20 protein-coding genes are annotated in these 20,330 nt (G+C 35.7%); 19 read left to right on the forward strand and 1 reads right to left on the reverse strand.

Annotated features, from left to right (window positions below):
• Positions 1 to 7 precede the first annotated feature (7 nt).
• The 12 genes from H3T55_RS16295 to H3T55_RS16350 all read left to right on the forward strand — a co-directional run bounded on the left by H3T55_RS16295 (position 8) and on the right by H3T55_RS16350 (position 15,215).
• Positions 8 to 2,623: a phage tail tip lysozyme gene (locus H3T55_RS16295; protein ID WP_225535403.1), complete on the forward strand. Its 2,616-nt coding sequence runs from the start codon at positions 8 to 10 to the stop codon at positions 2,621 to 2,623.
• Positions 2,624 to 2,807: 184 nt separating this feature from the next.
• Positions 2,808 to 3,539 (forward strand): hypothetical protein, encoded by a 732-nt coding sequence (locus H3T55_RS16300; RefSeq protein ID WP_225535404.1) that lies wholly within the window; start codon positions 2,808 to 2,810, stop codon positions 3,537 to 3,539.
• On the forward strand, positions 3,532 to 3,819 hold the full coding sequence (locus tag H3T55_RS16305; protein WP_225535405.1) for a type III secretion system protein PrgM: 288 nt from the start codon (positions 3,532 to 3,534) through the stop codon (positions 3,817 to 3,819). Before H3T55_RS16300 ends, H3T55_RS16305 begins: the two co-directional genes overlap by 8 nt.
• Complete coding sequence (locus tag H3T55_RS16310) at positions 3,812 to 5,113, forward strand: hypothetical protein (RefSeq protein WP_225535406.1); 1,302 nt, start codon at positions 3,812 to 3,814, stop codon at positions 5,111 to 5,113. Before H3T55_RS16305 ends, H3T55_RS16310 begins: the two co-directional genes overlap by 8 nt.
• 21 nt (positions 5,114 to 5,134) lie before the next feature.
• Complete coding sequence (locus H3T55_RS16315; protein WP_225535407.1) at positions 5,135 to 5,482, forward strand: hypothetical protein; 348 nt, start codon at positions 5,135 to 5,137, stop codon at positions 5,480 to 5,482.
• Positions 5,483 to 5,503: 21 nt separating this feature from the next.
• The gene (locus tag H3T55_RS16320) at positions 5,504 to 5,989 is read left to right on the forward strand and encodes a DUF3801 domain-containing protein (protein ID WP_225535408.1); all 486 of its coding nucleotides are present in this window, start codon (positions 5,504 to 5,506) and stop codon (positions 5,987 to 5,989) included.
• On the forward strand, positions 5,989 to 7,803 hold the full coding sequence (locus H3T55_RS16325; RefSeq protein WP_225535409.1) for a VirD4-like conjugal transfer protein, CD1115 family: 1,815 nt from the start codon (positions 5,989 to 5,991) through the stop codon (positions 7,801 to 7,803). The genes H3T55_RS16320 and H3T55_RS16325 overlap by 1 nt, the downstream gene beginning before the upstream one ends.
• A 61-nt stretch (positions 7,804 to 7,864) precedes the next feature.
• The gene (locus H3T55_RS16330) at positions 7,865 to 11,512 is read left to right on the forward strand and encodes a DUF3991 domain-containing protein (RefSeq protein WP_225535410.1); all 3,648 of its coding nucleotides are present in this window, start codon (positions 7,865 to 7,867) and stop codon (positions 11,510 to 11,512) included.
• 36 nt (positions 11,513 to 11,548) lie between these two features.
• Positions 11,549 to 12,595 carry an ArdC family protein gene (locus H3T55_RS16335; RefSeq protein WP_225535411.1) on the forward strand — a complete coding sequence of 349 codons (1,047 nt, stop codon included), beginning with the start codon at positions 11,549 to 11,551 and terminating at the stop codon, positions 12,593 to 12,595.
• Between the two features lie 51 nt (positions 12,596 to 12,646).
• Positions 12,647 to 12,922 (forward strand): LtrD, encoded by a 276-nt coding sequence (locus H3T55_RS16340; protein ID WP_225535412.1) that lies wholly within the window; start codon positions 12,647 to 12,649, stop codon positions 12,920 to 12,922.
• 221 nt (positions 12,923 to 13,143) lie between these two features.
• The gene (locus H3T55_RS16345; protein WP_225535437.1) at positions 13,144 to 13,500 is read left to right on the forward strand and encodes a plasmid mobilization protein; all 357 of its coding nucleotides are present in this window, start codon (positions 13,144 to 13,146) and stop codon (positions 13,498 to 13,500) included.
• Positions 13,500 to 15,215, forward strand: coding sequence for a relaxase/mobilization nuclease domain-containing protein (locus H3T55_RS16350; RefSeq protein WP_225535413.1), 1,716 nt, complete (start codon positions 13,500 to 13,502; stop codon positions 15,213 to 15,215). The genes H3T55_RS16345 and H3T55_RS16350 overlap by 1 nt, the downstream gene beginning before the upstream one ends.
• A gap of 58 nt (positions 15,216 to 15,273) precedes the next feature.
• Here the strand turns inward: H3T55_RS16350 and H3T55_RS16355 are convergent, their stop codons facing one another.
• On the reverse strand, positions 15,274 to 15,525 hold the full coding sequence (locus tag H3T55_RS16355; protein ID WP_225535414.1) for a hypothetical protein: 252 nt from the start codon (positions 15,523 to 15,525) through the stop codon (positions 15,274 to 15,276).
• 130 nt (positions 15,526 to 15,655) lie between these two features.
• On the opposite strand from H3T55_RS16355, the gene H3T55_RS16360 reads away from it, so the two are divergent.
• The 7 genes from H3T55_RS16360 to H3T55_RS16390 all read left to right on the forward strand — a co-directional run bounded on the left by H3T55_RS16360 (position 15,656) and on the right by H3T55_RS16390 (position 20,317).
• Entirely contained in the window at positions 15,656 to 16,081 is a 426-nt protein-coding gene (locus tag H3T55_RS16360) for a hypothetical protein (RefSeq protein ID WP_225535415.1), read from the forward strand.
• 13 nt (positions 16,082 to 16,094) lie between these two features.
• Complete coding sequence (locus H3T55_RS16365) at positions 16,095 to 16,367, forward strand: hypothetical protein (protein ID WP_225535416.1); 273 nt, start codon at positions 16,095 to 16,097, stop codon at positions 16,365 to 16,367.
• A gap of 29 nt (positions 16,368 to 16,396) precedes the next feature.
• Positions 16,397 to 16,903: a single-stranded DNA-binding protein gene (gene ssb / locus H3T55_RS16370; RefSeq protein ID WP_225535417.1), complete on the forward strand. Its 507-nt coding sequence runs from the start codon at positions 16,397 to 16,399 to the stop codon at positions 16,901 to 16,903.
• Positions 16,887 to 17,027, forward strand: coding sequence for a hypothetical protein (locus H3T55_RS16375; RefSeq protein ID WP_225550253.1), 141 nt, complete (start codon positions 16,887 to 16,889; stop codon positions 17,025 to 17,027). The genes ssb and H3T55_RS16375 overlap by 17 nt, the downstream gene beginning before the upstream one ends.
• A 12-nt stretch (positions 17,028 to 17,039) precedes the next feature.
• Positions 17,040 to 17,606 (forward strand): thermonuclease family protein, encoded by a 567-nt coding sequence (locus tag H3T55_RS16380; RefSeq protein WP_225535418.1) that lies wholly within the window; start codon positions 17,040 to 17,042, stop codon positions 17,604 to 17,606.
• A 197-nt stretch (positions 17,607 to 17,803) separates the two neighbouring features.
• Complete coding sequence (locus tag H3T55_RS16385) at positions 17,804 to 19,789, forward strand: DNA cytosine methyltransferase (protein WP_225535419.1); 1,986 nt, start codon at positions 17,804 to 17,806, stop codon at positions 19,787 to 19,789.
• Positions 19,790 to 19,819: 30 nt separating this feature from the next.
• Complete coding sequence (locus tag H3T55_RS16390; protein ID WP_225535420.1) at positions 19,820 to 20,317, forward strand: hypothetical protein; 498 nt, start codon at positions 19,820 to 19,822, stop codon at positions 20,315 to 20,317.
• Positions 20,318 to 20,330 lie beyond the last annotated feature (13 nt).

Below are 20,330 nucleotides of genomic sequence, written 5' to 3' on the forward strand. Positions count from 1 at the left end.
TGAAGGTATGACAGACGAAAAGAAACCTTCTTGGAAAGAGCAGCAAAAAGTTTCTCCTAGGGTGAAGGATGGTGTGAGTAAGAATGCTCTTCTTCACTCTAGAGAAGCAACCAAAGTGTCAAAAAAGGCGTATAAACAAGCAAAGAAAGACTACAAGCTATCTCGAAAGACTTATAAAAATGAACTAAAGAAACACAAATTTAATGTTAAAAAAGGTGATCGACCATTATCGATCAACCATATCGTTGCAAAGAAAAAGTTTATTGAAGACAAAAAAGGAAAGAAAGTAGCTAAACGAGTTTATCAAAAAACGAAAGCCAAAGACAGTACTCGTATTTCGGTTCAGATTAAAGGAGAAGCACGAGTTTCTTTGAAACAAGATGTGAACCAACAGATTTCAAAAGTAATGTATCAAGATGATTTGTTGGGTGATGCAAAGGAATCATTCAACAAGGCACAAAGAGCGAAACAAAAAATACGTGTGGGATTTAGAATTGGTAAAAATACAGGTAGAGTTGCATTGAAGGCTGGTAAAAGCGCCTATGGTATTGGGAATCGTACATTTAATTTCTCTAGAGGTCGTGGATTTCACCGAACTCCTGAAAACTTAACAACAAGAAAACAGCTTATGTATAAATTCCGTAATCATAGGCAACGTATGAAGGCAGCAAAAGCAGCAAAGAAAGCTGAAAAAGGCATTGGATTGGTTCGTTCTGTTCTGACAGGTAAAAAGTCTGCTTTAAAAGCAATGTCTGTAGTAATTCAAAACCCAATCACATGGATTGTGCTGCTTATTATCATAGTTGTTTTCACGCTAGCAGGAGTAGCCGGTGGTACACAAAAACCAGCAATAGTACAAGATGATGTTGATTTGACAGATTCTTGGACCTATATGACAAAATTGGATGCCGAACATTCAGATGACTCTAATCAATTTTATAGTAATATCGATGATGTTATGTTCCATATGAATTATCGATTCGATGAATATAAACTACTCGACATGATGGATACAGGGACCAATAATTATGAAGGATTTCTAAAAGATTTGTGGGATGATTTAAATGGAAATCCACCTGATTATTCACTAAAAACTATGGATGAACTAGAAAAGGATAAAAAATCTGAGTATTACATTTCCGATGATGAATATGAGCATTATCAAGAAGTTAAAAAAGAATTAGGTTACACAACATTAGATGATCCGTTGGCCTTTCCTTTTGAAACAGATTCGCTTATCGTATCAAGACGTTATGGGTATGAAAAAAAGGAATCGAAAGAAACCTTGTTCAATGGAATTGAGATCTTAGCAGAAGCTGAGAAAGCATTTAATTCGCCAATGTCAGGCATGGTATCAAGTGTTCCTAGTTCAACAAGCTTGGTGATAGAGAAAGAAAATTCGGTACGATTAACGATCGAAGGTGTCAAAAGCAGTCGATTCAAAGGAAACGAAGAAGTACAAGAAGGGACATTTTTAGGAAACAGTCCAAGTGAGTCAGTCACACTAAAGTATGAAAAGTATGATCCAGAGGAAAAGGAGTGGTATTTTGTAAATCCAGCATTCTATTTTCCGAACGTCACTTATACTCAAACAACCATGCTGGGTTCTTCAGACTTTGATCCAGGACAGGACGTTGAAAGTCGTGCTAGAGCAGTGTATGACTATTTAACTAAATTAGGATATAAAAAAGAAGGTATAGCGGCTATATTGGGGAATTTTTCAGTTGAGAGTGGTATAAATCCCAAACGGGCTGAAGGAGATTATCTTAATCCGCCAGTAGGGGCCACTGCGAATTCTTGGGATAATCCTTCTTGGTTAGCAATGGGCGGTATGGATATTTATGGTAAATTTCCTAATATAGTACATAGAGGGCTAGGATTAGGGCAATGGACCGATACTGCCGATGGAAGCACAAGACATACATTACTACTAGACTATGCGAAAGGTAAGAATAAAAAGTGGTACGATTTACAGTTGCAACTAGATTTTATTTTCAATGGAGACTCTCCTGCGTACCAAACAATGGCTGCCAATACAGCCGGTAATAAAGTTTCGTCCAATGTCGCTGAACTAACAGTCTACTTTTTAAACAATTGGGAAGGTAATCCAGGAGATAAAACGAATGAGCGAATTCAAGCAGCCCAAAATTGGTTTAACTTCCTATCAAGTTCTGGAAATGAAGTAAACGGATCTAGTAGTGAAGTATTTGAAAAATACAAAGAAAAAATGAAGCCGTTACCTACTGATAAAGAAGTTAAAGAAGGTCAAGGCTGGCCTGGTAATAATTATGCACTTGGAAATTGTACGTGGTATGTGTACAACAGAATGGCGCAACTAGGAAAAACGATTCACCCAACAATGGGAAATGCGAATCAATGGGTAATAAATTATATATTAACGCCAGGTGCAAAATTAGTTTCAACACCTAGACGTGGGGATGCAGTTATCTTTACAAACGGTGTTGCTGGATCAAGTGCTATTTATGGGCATGTGGCTTTTGTCGAATATGTCAATAGTGATGGAACGTTTGTTATTTCAGAAATGAATGTGAGTGGTGAGTATTCAATGAGTTGGCGAGTTTTAAGAAAAGAAGCTGGGGAGTACTTCATGCGAGTAAACTAAAGGAGAGATTGAACTATTATGCAGCAAAAATTTGAGTCGATAGGTTTAATGAATTCTTTGTGTAAAAAACAGGGAATGTCCTGTACCGAGATTTACGGATCTGTTTTTTCATTGTCCGATCAAAAGGTACAAGTTATCGATCCTAAAATCGAAAGTGTATCACAGAAAAGGGGAATGAAAATCCATGTATAATCAAGCAAAAATACAAAAATTGAAAAAAGTGGGCTGGACATTCGGCCTGCTTTTTCTTGTTTTAATTTGTTTCTTTGTTGGTTTGAGTGTCGGGAAAAGTAAACAAAAGGCGGAACAAAAACCGATAAAACAAGAAGTTGTTGAAAAGAAAGAGGGATTGACTACAGATACGGTACAAAAATTCCTCATTGCCTACTATACAAGAAAAGACTTAGGAGAGAACCGCAATAGATATGAACCATTGGTTACTTCTTCTATGTACAATGAACTAACTACGGAAGAAGATCAGCCCGTCAACCAAGCATACAAAGGGTATGTGGTTAATCAAGTATTGGATTCTGCCGATATTTATATCAACGAAGAAAATGACACAGCAATTTGTGTTGTGACGTACAAGAATACACAACGTAGAAAAATTGGAAGTGATGAAGGGGCTTTAAAAAATCAGTCAAATCAGGAAGCAGTCCAAGTTACATTTACTCAGCAAGGAAAGAAATTTAAGGTAGATAAAATGGAACCTGTTACCCTGACTAATTTATTATCAACTGATAAAAATTCTTACAACACAAATGTCACAATTGGATCAGAGGAGTTAAACAGCACGCAAAGTGCTTCTATCAATCCAAGTGATGTTCAAACAACTACGAGATCCTTAGAGGGAACACAAACTACAAGTACGAGTGAAACTACAGTATCTACTACGGAGGAGTCAAACCATGAGTAAAAGTGAAGATTTAGAAAAAAAACAAATTAAAGTTCAAGATGAACTGAATAATGCAAAAGATCGACTTGAGAAACAAAAAAAAGCAGTATCAAAAAAAGAAGCTGAATTAAAACAGATTGAATCAGAATTAGTATCAGCTTTACTGGTAGAAAATGATCTTACCTTATCCGATTTAAAATCATTATTGTCAAATAAGCCTGAAGCTTCAGACTTTTTAGAAGAAGGGCTGCCGCATGAAGAATCAGAACAAGAAGAATTAGGTGGTGATGATAATGTTTAGTTTCTTTAAAAGTAATTTTCAATTTGAAGTGATTGTCTCTGACAGTATCGAATCAGAAACGATCACTTCCCCTGAAGGGTTGATAAATTATGTTATTGGAGTCAATAACCATTTGATAAAAGAAGAATCTAATGGCTGGATCTATGCTGAAAAATTCAAAGAATCGAAAAAAGGGAAGGAATTACTATATGCTTTGAAAGTGGACTTACCATTATATGAAGATAATCCTTATTTTGATCAGCTACTTTCTCCTTTCTATACTAAGAAAAAAATGCCTTTTGAAGAAGTGATTCTTCAGGAAAATAAACAAGAAAAGGTTAAGGAAACTAGTAGCCCAGCTCTTCCTCCTGAACTACAAGCTTTAGCAGACGAAGGGAAAGATCGCTTAGAAATAGAAACTAACTCTGAAAGTATGGAATCTAGTGAACAAATTATGCCAGTCAAGGAAGAAGAGCAGGCCGAGCAGCAGCAACTTATAGACAGACTAATGTATCAATTAGAAATGAAACAGGAAGAAATTGAACAGTTGAAGGAAGACAATGCTACAAACCAGCAGACAATTAATACTATTAGTTCGTCTGCTGGTAATGAGCAGGAAACAATTGAACAAGATAAGCAATCTAATTCAATTCCACCTAAAAAGTATTCTGGTCTTTCTTTAGATAAAAGTGAGCAAATAGAAGTTGAAAAAAAGGAAACAATTTCACCCGAATCTGAAACAACTGCCGATGTTAGTGGTGTATTAGATCTAGTAACGAAAGAATTTACTTCTCGACTTTCAAAATTTACGACAGAAGAAAAAAAGAAAATCAATCAAGAAATTCAGGTCTTAGATAAGCGGCATTTGATTGAGTCTGAAGTCACTAAGAAAATAGAAGAAGAGAAGCAGCGAGCAAAGGAACACCAATTTTCGACATTGGAAAACGAGCGTAAAGATCAACTTGCTGAAGAACGTCAAAGACATGAAGTTGCTTTAGCTGCAATTGAGCGATCGTTCGCTGAAAAGAAGACAACAACTGAAGCCGAAATAGAAACGCAGTATAGTAAACAGCTTGCTACTGAAATTTCTGCTGAGTATGAGACTCAAACAGAACAACTGTCCCGCATATTACAAGGGAAAATGGATGAGTTGAAGTTTAAACAAAAAGAGATGAATGAAGGGTTAGAAAAAAACTTTGCCCAGGTATTGGCAGCTTTTAACGCCACACATGAAAAAGTGATTGAACAAGTGGAGCAGCAAAAAGAGGCCAATCAACCAATTGATTTTCTAAAACATAAAAAAGTAGTTGGTTGATTATAGAAAGGAGGTGGGGGTATGAAGTCATATAATGGAGACTGGAAAGTGATTGAAGGAACGTGCCTAGCAAAAGTGATGATTAGGAGTGATCTTCCTGATTGCTTAGAAAAAGAACATTTGCTACAAATTAGTACTATGTTAAGGCATGAAGGATTTATGCCGATTGATTTTCATGTATATGAATATCCAATAGATGGATGTTATTACATTAGAGATCAAGAAAAGAAAAATATTTTTTGTATTGCATTTGATGAAAATGAAAAGACTTTGAAACCAACATACACAACCGTGGATGTTGATGAGAAAGGAAATAATACCTTTTGGTGTCAAACAATTAAAGAGTCAATTGAACTAATGGAATGCTAGCGAAAAGTAGAGGGATAGCATATGGAACAACGAGAAATTGTCCACCGTTATTATTTAATGGGAACAAATACCTTAGATAAGACACTTAGAGCATTGTCACACCTATCGATGGACGGATTAGTAAAAATAAAAGACAGCCGATTTCCAATGAAGGGAGAAACAGATTTATATAAACTAATGAATCGAAGTGATCCGTTAACTTCAGCTTTTTTGAAGGAAAAAGTAAACCTAACAAAACTGAAGGAACACTTAGAAGAACAAGGCCTTCCCTTTGCCTTTAAGGAGACCTCAGAAGGCACCAACCTATACTTTAGAGTAAAAGATAAGGAGTTAGCTAAAAAAGCCTTAGAACGTGTGATAACGGATATAAAAAAAGATCCAAAAATTATATTAAAGAAACCAGGTTCAATGACGTTTGAAGAAAAAATTGCTTATGCTAAATCTCAAACAGTCTATAAAGGCTCTGTACAACCCACAAAACAAGAAACGAAAGGACGTGGTGTGTAGTGCAAACCTATAAAAAAGAATTGAAACCCTATCTGATTCTTGCAGGTATTTTGTTTGTAGTAGGTTTTGCAATAGGAAATTTCTTTTGGCTTCTACCAGGGTATGACTATTTTTCAAAAGTAAATTTTTTACTAACCAAAGAACTCCTACCGTATGTAGAGAGTTCTTTTTTTTCATTTTTTATTACGCCAAGCCTTTTAGCACTAGGTATTGGAACTCTAGGTTTTTTAACGGGACTGCTAATGTATGTGTATGATAACGATCGAGGAGTTTATCGTACTGGTGAAGAACACGGTTCTGCTAGATTTGCGACTAAGGAAGAGATTAGCAGATTTGCAGATGAAATTCCTGAAAATAATCTAATTTACACGAGGAGTGCACGAATGGGCCTTTTCAATAGAAGACTTGCTTACGAATATCAAAAAAATAAAAATGGTGTGGTCGTAGGTGGTCCTGGAACTGGTAAAACCTTCACGTTTGTCAAACCTAATTTGATGCAAATGAATGCTTCGTATATTGTTACCGATCCTAAAAAGTTACTAGTCCATGAAACAGGTGGCATGTTTAAGAAGAACAATTATAAGATTAAAATATTTGATTTAGCAACACTTGCCAATAGTGATAGTTTCAACGTTTTTCAGTATATTAACACAGAATTAGACATTGACCGTGTACTAGAGGCAATTACTGAAGGAACAAAGAAAAATGATCAACAAGGAGGGGATGATTTTTGGAGACAAGCAGAAGCACTATTGATTCGATCGTTTATTGCTTACTTGTGGTTTGACGGAAAGGATAATGACTATCTTCCGCATTTGGGCATGATCGCAGATATGCTGCGCTTTACGGAGCGTAAAGACCCTAAAGTTCCAAGTCCTGTGGAAGAATGGTTTGAAGAGCAGAATGAACGACACCCGAATAATTATGCTTATAAACAATGGTCTTTGTTCAATGATCTTTATAAATCAGAAACTCGTATGAGTGTTCTTGCAATAGCAGCTGGCCGTTATTCAATTTTTGATCATGAACAAGTTGTTGATATGGTTCGTACTGACACAATGGATATTGAATCATGGAATGAGGAAAAAACAGTAGTGTTTATTGCTATTCCTGAAACGTCTGATACGTACAATTTCTTGTCAGCTATTTTTCTAGCGACCGCAATGGAAGTTTTAAGAAATAAAGCGGACCAATTATTAACGGGTGCACGTGTATTAAGTGGGCTAAAACGATTATTGCATGTCCGATTTATCATTGATGAATTTGCGAACATTGGTCGTATCCCAAATATAGACAAAGCGTTAGCTACATTTAGAAGCAGAGAGATGTCGATCGTGATAATTTTACAAGCTTTAGACCAACTAAAAACAATGTATAAATACGGTTGGGCAACATTAATCAATAGTTGCGATACATTCCTCTTTTTAGGAGGAGATGAAAAAGAAACAACTGAATACCTGTCTAAACGAGCAGGAAAGCAAACAATTTCTGTTAGAAAACATAGTATTTCTAAGGGAAGACAAGGAGGCGGTTCTGAAAATCGAGATACAATTGGCCGTGACTTGCTAACACCAGATGAAATTGGGCGATTAAAAGGAGCAGACGCATTATTATATATTGCTGGACAATATGTTTTTAAGGACAAAAAATATACTGTGAGTGATCATGTAAATGCTTCGGAGCTTGCCAATGATCCAGGTGACAAAAACTGGTACACATACAAGCGTTATCGTAACGAAGAAGAAGAATTACTGGATAAAGTAAGAAAAGAAGATATCGTGGACCACGGCACGATTATGGATGATGCTGCATAACTTAAAAGTAGAACGGTCACGTCTTGATCGTTCTACTTTTATTTAGAAGGGGGGATTTAATGTGGCAAGAACGCATGAAGAGCGCGAAAAGGCGTTAAAAGTAGCAGAAAGTAAAAATGTAGTTGATGTTGCGCAAAGCTTAGGAATGGATCTAGTTAAATCCGGTAGAAATTATACTTGGTCTGAACACGATAGTTTTGTATTTAATACTAGAAAAAACTTATTCTATTGGAACTCTCGGCAAAAAGGCGGAGGAGCGATTCAATTAGTTCAGATTATTAAAGGATGCAACTATGGTGAAGCAGTAAAATACTTGAATAATGTGGATGTTGGAACATTTGAAGAAGTAGAAATCGAGAAAAAAGAACCGTTTAAGTATTTTATGAAAGAACACACAAAAATGAGTGCAACAATGGATTATCTGATAGGAGAAAGAAAACTTTCTAAAGATACCGTTGATTTTTTTATTTCTAAAGGAATTCTTGCACAAAGTACCTGGAAAGATAAAGAGTCCGGAAAAACTGAACCTGTCATTGTATTCAAACATACAGATTTAGAAGGAAATATCAGAGGGGTTTCTTTACAAGGGATTTGGGAAAACAAAGAAATGCATGGAAGTAGAGGAAGGCTGAAGAAAACATTTGGTGATGGATTTTACGGTATGAATGTTCGAATTGGAAATCCTCCTAGTGTAAGAGAAGCAACAAGTGAGAAGCCAATTAAGATTATTGCGTTTGAATCTCCTATTGATCTTATGAGCTATTACGAGCTGCATAAAAGTTCTATTGGTGATGCTATTTTACTATCAATGAATGGCCTTAGAAAAGGGACGATCTCAACTTATGTTGTGAATGAATTAGGGCTAAAAGTTGATGAAAACAAGAAAAGTACAATGTTGGATGTAATGAACAACTTGTATCAACCAATAGATATTATTCAAATCGTGTTAGCTGTAGATAATGATGAATTTAACCCCAAGTTAGGATTCAAACCAGGACAAAATTTCGTTGACACATTTGATGTGGATTTTATACCAGTGAAAAGTGGTATTCCGGAACTGCTGCCTGGTAAAAAGAAAACAGATTGGAATGATCATGTTAAAGATCAAAAGGCTAAACAAATGGGAAAAAGAGGAGAGAAACAACTAATGGATAAACGACTAAATAAGGAACATGTGCATGTAAATTCTTACGATGTTACTTCTGAAAAAGCAGATAATGATTTTGTTGAACAAACAAATTCATTATCTGCTTTTGATTTTTCAGACTTCGAGGATGAGGGCTTGGAACTGACAGAAGATTTAAATAAAGCTATATACATTTTTGAAGATGGGTCGTTGTGGAGTGGTTTTTCAGAAGGTGGCGGAAATATACGTGATATTGATCATGGAATTGTCGAAGCTTTTATGACTGACCAATCAATGACCCGAACTAATCCGGAATTTTGGTCTCACGTTCTAAACGAGCTTATCCAAATTGTTCCTGAGTCAAAGACAGTACTTTGTTTAGAAGGAGTTGAATATTCAAAAGAACAAGAAGTTCGCTTAGAAGAGTATGTTTCAAATGGTTATGAGGTTCAATTATTAGAGAATATGATTACGAAAAAAGAGCGAACCGAAGAAGTCGTCATTGAAAAAGAAAAATCAGAATCAGTAGATATTGCTGATAAGAAGGAGGAAGGAAAATTGAAGAAAGTGGTATCGGACAATACTAAAACAATTGTCGTTTCAAACAATTATTTACAAGGGTTGATAGATGTTTTAGAAGATTCGGTGGACACGATGGAAGCAAAAGACAATCCAAAACATTATCTTACTGAAGAACAAATTCAACAAATTTTGAATGATCATTTTGTAAAAGTAGAACAATTAGTAGCAAATTTTCAAACGTCTTATGATTTGCTAAAAGAACCTACAAAAGTTGAGGCAGCACAACTGAAAAATGGATTAATTGAAACTGTGGAGTCTGCTAATGATGATGTGAAACGTTCACTAAGCGATGCTTTAGCTGAAACAAAGCAGCTTGCAATTACAAATGTTAAAGAAAAAGCGAGTGAGCTTCGCCGGTTCGTTAAAAATAGTTTTAACAAACCGATTCTCGCTCTTAATAGCAAGATCCGAGGATTTGTTGAAACGATTGATCGAAAGTTTGCACTGGAAACAGCTGAAGGGAAAGTTGAATTGGGTTCTGAAGAAACAGAGATTGTTCCTGAACAAATAGAGAATGAACCGCAACAGCAATCTTCTGTGCTGATTAAAGAGGTACAAGAATATATTGCATTAAATGCTGCTAAAGAATCACTGTTAGCTCAAATACAAAAAGAAATTCAAGACAATCCGTTGGCTAAAATCGATACGCTACAACGAACTCTTGAAGAGAATCAGCGTGCTATAAAAAATGTAGAACAACGAATTGAAGCAGTCACTCCTTCAATGATAAATCAACAGGACCAAGAAGCTAAAGGGGAGACATTAAACGAATTAAGTAATCTCGTAAAAGAAAAAGAACGACTAGAAGCAGAACGAAATCAAATCGTACAAGAACCCGATTTTCTACGTAAAGAAGGCTCTCTAGATTCCTTTAAGCAAGTTGATCAACAACTGAATGACGTGAACGAAAGGCTTATGAAAATGGAAGAAGCAACGCAAAAGAGTCAAGAAAAAGAATCTAAAATAGAGCCACTGGTTGTTGGAGCTGCAGTAGCTGATCAAGTGGTCAAAAATAAAGAAAATCAGAATGATACGTTGAAATCAGCTCTTACTTCACAAGATACAGCTGCGATCAATAGCCAATTAAAATCGAATATGGCAGAGTATTTTGATCCAAAGAATGTGAAAACATACCTAGATTCTGCTAGTAAGTTTCATAACTACTCGCCCAAAAATGTTCAGTTGATTATGGAACAAGATCCAAAAGCTACTCAAGTGGCTAATGAAAATAAATGGAACCAGTTGGGATATGAACTACGTGAAGATGCGAAACCGATTCAAATCTATCAACCTGTCTTTGTCCCAATTCGTGATGAAGAAGGTCGGGTTAAGTTCAAAGAAAACAATCAACCAGAAACGGAAGTTGAGTTCCAACTAAAACCTGTATTTGATGTGAGCCAAACAACAGCTGGTCATTTGAAAGCACCAACTCAATATGATTTAACCAAAGACGATCAGTTTATGACTGTTTATAAAACAATAGAGGACATGTCCGATACCAAAGTTGAGCTTCAGCCACTTGGTAATTTAAATAGTCACTATGATTCAAAAAATAGAACAGTAATTGTAAATGAAGGACTAGGTAAAAAAGAAACTATTCAAGCGCTGCTTAATGAAGTATTGCCTTTGTATAACGCTGAAAATGAAAAGGTAAAAAATGAGAATACATTAAATGTATTTGAGCAAGAAGCAGCAGCGTATATGATTGCCAGCCACGTAGGTTTAGATACAAGCGGTTTTACTTTTGCTTCATTGTCTCAGTTAAAAGAAGAAGGGTATTCGCTAGAAGACTTTACTCGATCATTGACTGATAGTTCTAAAAATGCCACTGAAATAATCAATAGTATTGATAAGAATTATGAAAAGAGTAAGAAGACAAGTAAGACAAAAAATAAATTTGACGAACGACTTTCACAAGCTAATACAAAGAATAAAGAAACAATGGAGCAGTTCCAACTAAAAGATCAATCGGTTGAAAAGTCAGCTTCATTAAGAAGATAAAATTCAGCACGAAAAAGAAAAGGAGAGAAGTTTCTTATGCTGGAAAAATCATTTGTACAGGAAAAAAAGACCCCCAATCCTTCAGTGGAAGAGATCATAAAAAAGAAAGATTACAAAGAATTATCTAAACATTTAGAAGAAGGGATCAAAGAATATTTGAATGGTGATACATTTAAAAATTTCTTAGATTTTGTATCGAAGTTTCATAAATACTCTTCAAAGAATGTTCGGTTAATTTTAGATCAGAACCCAAATGCAACACATGTTGCTGGGTTCAAATCATGGAAGAAAATGGGAAGATATGTAAATAAAGGATCAAAGGCACTTTACGTTTACGCTCCAAGTATTAAAGATAAAGTTGACAAAGATGGAAACAAAGTAACAAATGAAAATGGAGAAATTGAAAAAGAAATTAGTTATTTTCTTACTCCTGTTTTTGATGTAAGTCAAACTTCCGGTGAACAGGAGTTACCAAAGCAGGTTTATAACTTAACTGAAGACATGGATGATCCCAAAGTGTTCACTCAAACCTACAAAGCACTCGTTGAGATCTCTCCTGCACCTGTGACAATTGAATCGTTTGATGATTCTGCTGAAGGTTATTATAGACCGTCCACGAATGATATTGTTATTCAAGAAGGATTAGGAGAAGTTATGACCTTGAAAGTGTTGCTACATGAAATGACTCATGCAATGCTTCACAGTAACTCAGAAGCTCAATATGGGGATCAGGTATACAGCAAACAAGAATTTGAAGCGGAATCAGTTGCCTACATTGTTTCAAGTCACTTAGGAATTGATACAAGTGATTATTCCTTCGGATACCTTGCTTCATGGACAGAACAGGGACGTAAGTTAGAAGAGTTGTCCAACTCATTGGAAGTCATTACTTCGCAAGCAAAAGAATTGATTGATCGTATTGATCAATCATTAAACAAAGTTTATACAATGGATGCACCCAAAAATAAATTTGAAGAAAGAGTAGCGATTGCAAGAACAAAGGGGCCAGTCGAACCTCGTAAGCCAGCGAAAGAATATGAGGTAGCAGACCCAAAAGTAAACCGTCCCACCAAGACTCTGTGAGCCAGCGGTTTGGGACGGCTACCAAAGAAATGAGTAAAGGAGCAATGACAAATGGAAGTAACAAATGATGAAGTGAATTATATTCTTGTCCAATTATTTCTCGATGATCCAACAAGTGAAACTCCTCGTATCCATGTAAAGAAAAGAGAAAAAAGACAAGGAGCATTGATCAAAGAATTAGATACATTGATCAATGATTATGAAGAATTGGAAACGGATATTGATATTTCACCTTATAAGGAAGCTGTAAAAATACTACGAAAAATTAAAGGGAAAGATGCATTTAATCAATTTGTTGATGATTTGCTTCGCCCTTATGAATTTTGATTCTACTATCTAAGATAAATAAAGGTTAATAAAGGTCAAAGTATCTAAAAGGGGATTGGGGAACCCCCAAACATTTAAGAGGAATCCACCTGAACTTCGGGTGGGTTCCTCTTAAAATTTCGTAACATGGGACCATGTTACTATGCTCGCAAAAGAACAAGTCTAATTTGGGATGGTTCACAGTGTCAAGCGCTTTTTTTGGTAAGGAGAGGTTTAAATATATGAAGAAAGAGTACAAGTTGAAACGTCCAATTCCAAAGAAGGTTCGTTTCAACAAACAAGAATGGTCTTATATAGAAAGTAAAATTGAGAAAAGCCCGTTCAATAATTTTCAGAATTTCGCTCGTGTGTTACTGATCACTGGTGAAATAAGAATGATTGACTATTCAGAACTAGAAAAACTGAACAGAGAAGTAAACAGAATTGGAAATAATATTAATCAGATCACAAAATTGGCGCATAAGTTTGATGAAATTTCTAATGCCGATATTCAAAACCTACAAAAAACAATTGAGGATTTGAAACACCTGGTATCAAGAAAGTTAGATGAAGAGTTACAACAGGAAAGGACAATCTAATGGTTTACACAAAACATTTTGTGATCCATACAGTAAAACATTTGAACCAAGCTGAGGAATATGTGGAGAATGCAAGTAAAACACTTATTGAGAAGCAAGAAGCGGATGAGTCCCACTTAGATAATATATTTCCCTATGTCATGAATGATGATAAGACATTAAGCAAGCAACTAGTATCAGGGCATGGAATAATTGATGTGAACAATGCTGCTAACGAATTTATAGCAACGAAAGAGAGAGCAGAAATCGCCAAAGGGACAAATCTAATTTTTGATCCTAAAACAAAAAAAATGATTTTTGATAGAAAAAGTATTGAAGCAGGAAACGGAAGAGGGAAGGCTGTATTGGCGCACCACCTAATACAATCATTTTCTCCGGATGATAACTTAACGCCGGAACAAATCCATGAGATTGGTAGGCAAACAGTTCTTGAATTTACTGGTGGTGAGTATGAATTTGTTATAGCAACTCATGTTGATAAAGCACATATTCATAATCACATTGTTTTAAATTCAACGAATATTATGACGGGAAAAGCGATGGAATGGAAAATTGTGAAACTGAAAAATGGACAAAATAAAGATAAGCAAAAAGAAGCATTTGAAAAAATATCCGATAAGATTGCTTCAAAATATGGGGCAAAAATTATTGAGAAGTCGCCCAAAAATTCTCACAAGAAATACACCATGTGGCAAACGGAATCTATTTTTAAACAAAAAATAAAATCAAGATTGGATTTCCTTCTAGATCATAGTTCAACGATTGACGATTTTTTGCTGAAAGCTGAAGCACTTGATTTATCGGTTGATTTTTCTAAAAAGTGGGCAACCTTCAGACTATTAGATGAACCACAATTTAAAAATACTCGTGGCAGAAATTTAATGAAGAATGATCCTACTAGATATAATTATGATCGAATAATTGAACGATTATCGGAAAATGAAGAGTATTTCTCATTGGAAGATGTGGTTGCTCGGTATGAGGAAAAGACAACTCGGCAGTCAAATGATTTTGATTACCAGCTAACAATAGAACCGTGGCAAGTTTCTCACAAAACAGAGAAGGGATATTATCTTAATGTGGATTTTGGCTATGAGAATCATGGGAAATTATTTATCGGTGCATACAAAGTAGATGCATTAGAAGATGGGAATTTTAATATCTATGTTAAGCGAAATGATTTTTTCTATTTTATGGATGATAGAAAAGCGGGGCGTAATCGATATATGACAGGAGAAACGTTGATAAAGCAGTTGCGACTGTATAATGGATCAACACCTTTGAAGAAAGAACCAGTCATGCGAACAATTGACGAGTTAGTTGATGCAATAAATTTCCTTGCTGAGAATGAAGTAACGGAAGGTAGACAACTAGAAGCCTTAGAGGAAAAGCTAGAAAATGCCTTTCATGAAGCGCATGAAACATTAGCGATTCTAGAAAATAAGATGATCGAATTGAACAATTTAGGAAAGCTTTTATTGGACAATGAGACAGATGGAAGTCACGAAATTATACAAGGAAAACTAAAGGAAATTATAACGGATGCGACTTTAACAGAAATGTCATTTGAAGATATTCAGGATGAAATAGCGTCTATCTCTGCTAGTCGTCAGATACTAGAAAGTAAATTAGATCAGACTGTAAAAGAGATGAATCAATTGCACGAAATTCAAGCGGTGGCGAAAAATGAACAAGAAAAAAGGCCAACGATTTAACAAAGGTTGGAGTGGATAATAGGAGAAATAAAAAATAAGAACTCACAAAAGTGGGTTCTTATTTTTTATTGATTTGCTTTTTATTTTTTGCGTATTCTTCCACTTGCGAACGTAAGTAAAGCTTCACTTTGGCTGGACCTTTACCGTCTGATTCAAAAATAGGTTGTAGTTGACGAGTAGCTACAGATTGATTAAATGATCTGCCCGTCTGATTGGTAATTAACATGGCTTCGTTCTTTGTTAGCAAATTTTCTTCTAAAAATGTTTTGAATTCTTCGAGTTCTTGATCATTGGATAAATTGATATTCATAATCATTCTCCTTAGTTGTTTATGGTTAATAGTATAAACAAAAAAATAAAAAATAGCAATAACATGGTTGTACTTACATGTAAGTAATGGTATAATAAGTATAAGGAATTAGGAAAGAGGAGGAACAAAGATGTTTACCAAAGAAAGAAAACGAGAGCTAAAAAAATTATACAAAGCAACACAGGAAGCTTCAAAAATTCAAAAGGAGTTAGCAGAGTTTGCGTTCTACTTGATTGGTTGGATTCAATCATTTCCTGAATATAGTGAGAAAGATGTGAAGCTACTGGAAAGTATTAATTATGTTATTGAACAACAAGAAATTTCATTCGTAGTTTCAACAACTCTCACTAATAAATATACCGTAAAAGAAATTAAAAAGCGATTAACTCAACAGCATTTAGAACTTGCTAAGGTGTTATCTGTTTTGACGGAATGCGGATTTGCAGATTTACCTTCGTGGCATTCTGATACATGGACAGTTGCTCCAATCATTAACCTGTTTACTGATATTGAATATGTACTTACTGAAAATGAATTAGAAATCATTCCATTATAAGGAGGAACAACGAATGAACAAATTACAAAGTTTTTGGACAGGCAAAAAGAAACTAGAAAGTAATCACGCTCTTACAATAGAAGAGCGTGATGCACTCCTAAGTGTACTCGCTGAAGCTGAAACAGTCTTAGTTCCTTCTGAGAGAGAATTTGAAGTTTATATGGAAGCTAAAGAAACCTTGGCACATTTTGACAGTAGAGAGTCACAAGAATCCTTGTACAGCTTTTTTGAACCTAAAGTCCAACAATTCGAAAATAAATACGGAAAAATTATCGGAGTAGCGTGAGCTACTCTGATAGTAAAGGAGAGATTTAGATGATTAATAATGTTGTATTGGTTGGACGATTAACTAAAGATCCTGATCTGCGTTATACGCATAGTGGAAGTGCTGTAGCAACGTTCACTCTTGCTGTAAACCGAAATTTTACTAATCAAAGTGGGAACCGAGAAGCGGACTTTATCAATTGTGTTATTTGGAGAAAGCCTGCTGAAAATTTAGCAACATACGCACGTAAAGGAACTCTGATCGGTGTAACGGGTCGTATTCAGACTAGAAATTATGAGAATCAACAAGGACAACGTGTTTATGTAACGGAAGTCATTTGTGAGAATTTCCAATTATTAGAGTCACGTTCAATGGTAGATGAACGAAATAAAAATAATGCTGACTATAATACTGCGCAATCCAATCATGAACCTAATAACAATACAAATCAGCAACAACAAGGAAACAATTCGATGCCGAACTTTAACAGTAATAACAAACATTTTGATGGAAAAGGTTCTACTATTGATATCTCTGACGATGACTTGCCCTTTTGAAGAAACATTCAAAGGGGAAGTCAATCCTCAAGCAATAATGGATGCTGCAAGGAACTTGAAAGAAAAAAATAGTTTTCAACCGTCTATCGATGGCCTAAACGAAAGAGGGTTCAATACGAATTAAAAGGAGAAGTCTATGACTAAAAAACGTTTTTTCTCAATAAGAAAGCTACATGTACTTGTTGTTCTTATCGCAAGTCTTTGCTTATCTTTTCAACACAAAAATTCTACTTTAAAGAATGATACCGACTATGCTAGATCAGATGTTTCTGCAACCTTAAGCCGATCAATAGACGGTGATACTTCTGAATTTATTGTTGATGGTGATAAAAAGAAAGTTCGCTATCTGCTTATCGATACACCTGAAACCGTAAAAAGCGGAACACCAGTCCAACCATTTGGAACGGAAGCAAGTAACCGAACAAAAGAGCTGCTTATGCAAGCGAAAGAAATCAAGCTTAGTTATGAAAATAATAATCGAACAGATAAGTACGGGCGTGAATTAGCTTATGTGTATGTTGATGGGGAACTATTACAACTGAAGCTTGTTCAGGAAGGATTGGCTCGTGTTGCGTATTTTGACAAAGCTGAAGACAAGACAACGCTAAACACTTTGTTGGAAGCCCAACAGAAAGCTAAAGATCATAAAGTTGGCATATGGAGTATAGAGGGGTATGTATCAGAAAAAGGGTTTGATCAGTAAAAGAAGGAGGAATAAAAAATGATGGATGAGAGCTTACTTATTTTTATGTTGTTCATGTTTTTTTCACTATTATTCTTTGTGATAAAAATGTGTTTTAAATGTCTAAGTCTCCTGGTTAAGGGTAGTTGGTTATTAGCAAAATTAGTTTTTAAAAGAAAAGTAGTGCTATGAATTTTAAAAAGAAGGATGTCCAGTAAATGAAGAAAAGAAGAGAGATTGTAGTAGATAACTTTGCCGGTGGTGGCGGAGCTTCCACAGGAATTGAAATGGCAATTGGCCGATCGGTCGATATTGCTATCAACCATGATCCAGATGCGATTGCTATGCATACAGCGAATCACCCTAACACGAAGCATTATTGTGAGAATGTTTTTGATGTAGATCCAGTTAAAGCTGCGGCCGGTAGACCAGTAGCATTAGCTTGGTTTTCTCCTGATTGTAAACATTTTAGTAAGGCTAAAGGTGGAACGCCAGTAAATAAAGAAATCAGAGGACTAGCATGGGTTGCGCTTAGGTGGGCTTCTAAAGTTAGACCAAGAGTGATCATGTTAGAAAACGTTGAAGAGTTCCAAACGTGGGGACCATTGGAAGCAGTAAGGGATGATAAAACAGGTCGAATAGTGACAACGGATTTGGTGCGTTTCTACAATAAAAAGACAGGAAAATGGACCACAAAGAATCGAATCGCTGAACCTGGTGAAGTCACACCGAATGAAAAACAACTATTTGCACCAATTAAAGAAAAAAAGGGACAGATCTTCAAGAAATTTATCAAACACTTAGAAGCTTTGGGATATACCGTTGAGTATGACATTTTAAAGGCTTGTGATTTTGGTGCACCTACTACAAGGAAGAGATTGTTTCTAATTGCAAGATGTGACAAACGGCCAATTGTATGGCCACAACCGACTCATGGACATAAAGATAGTGAGGAAGTAGAAAAAGGCTATTTAAAACCATATCGTGCTGCTAGCGAAATCATTGATTTTTCCAAAAAGGGTAAATCGATTTTTAACAGGAAAAAACCACTATCGCCAGCGACAATGAAGAGGATTGCACGTGGGTTATTCAAATTTGTTCTTAATGAACCTGATCCGTTTATTGTGAGGATCGGTCAAACTGGATTTGGAAAAGATGGTTTACAATACCCAATTGATGAACCACTGACCACTATTACAACTAAAGCCGAACATTGTCTAGTCACCCCTACGGTTCTAGTGAATACAACAGGGCATAAAGGCAGCAAGGTTGATGAACCATTGAAAACAGTCACAACAGGCGGACACCATGCACTGATAAGTCCTACGTTAATACAAATGGGCTATGGTGATCCTGAAGGAAAAAGAGTTTTAAATATGGATCAGCCGATTGGAACAGTGACAAGCGGTGGCAATAAGTTCGCTTTTGCTTCAGCTTGGATCAAAGAAGACTATGGAAATAGCACAGGGACAACAGTCAATAATCCCCTGGGAACAATTACTTCTCAAAGTAACCACCACTCATTGATGACAGCCTTTCTTTCTAAACATTACGGTGGAAATTACAAAGGTGCCGGTATTGATCCTAGAAATCCTACGGATACGATTACACAAGTAGATCACCATAGTTTAGTAACAGCATTTATTTCTAAAAGTTATGGCGGTCAAACAAGATCAGTAGCGAGTGATATTAAAGATCCGATGCACACTATTACAGCAAGAAATGTTCATTCTCTTTGTGAAATCGAACTAAATGGCAATATAGACAATAGCTTGCAGGTTAAAAAATTCTTGTCAGAGTATAGTGATGATGTTTCCTTTGGATACAGTCAGTCAGCATTTTTAACAAAATACTATGGAAATGATGTAGGTCAATCATTGGACGAACCAATCCACACCATACCGACAAAAGATAGATTTGGATTAGTAACGATCAAAGGTGTTGATTATCAAATTACAGATATCACGCTCCGAATGTTAGATCCTCGCGAGCTATTTAATGCTATGGGCTTTCCTGAGAATTATGTGATCGATCGGGACCATGAGAACAAAGTAGTACCTAAAAGTGTACAAGTGGGTAGATGTGGTAATGCGGTAAGTCCGAATATACCTGTTCATTTGGTAAGAAGCAATCTTCCTGAATTATGCAGCATGGCACCATTTGAAGAACAAGTGGAATTATTGAATGCTGACTTTGGGTTCTAAAGACAATAATAGAGAGGTGAATAAACTTTGATGTTACTATTTGCATTTTCTGGTATGGGAAAAACTACACTAGCTCAGGACGATCCTAACATAATTGACTTAGAAACACTAAAATACGAATGGATTTATGATGATATAGCAAAGAATTGGCATGATGAAGCTTTAAAAGGAAGAGATGATATTCGGAAAAGAAATCCGGACTTTCCTAAAAATTATGTTGATTTTTTAGAGAAACAGACTGAACAAGAAACGATCTTTCTTTGTCCAACTAACGAGTTAGTGATAGATGAATTGATTGCTCGTGGATACAGCTACACTGCTATCTATCCAACTAAAGAAGCGTTCAACAAGTATTATATTGACCGATTTAAGCTAAGGGGAAACTCAGAAGCTTTTACGGATATATTGAGTACTAACTTTGATGATTATATTAGAACGATTCGAAAAGGAAGTAACATGAATATTGAAATCAATAATAATATATACCTAAAAGACGTACTACGAGTATTAGGAGTATTAGCAATTTGATAATGGAATATGA

Origin of the sequence: Enterococcus sp. S22(2020) (genome assembly GCF_020295385.1) — a bacterium.
In the GTDB taxonomy this organism is placed as follows: Bacteria; Bacillota; Bacilli; order Lactobacillales; family Enterococcaceae; genus Enterococcus_L; species Enterococcus_L dunnyi.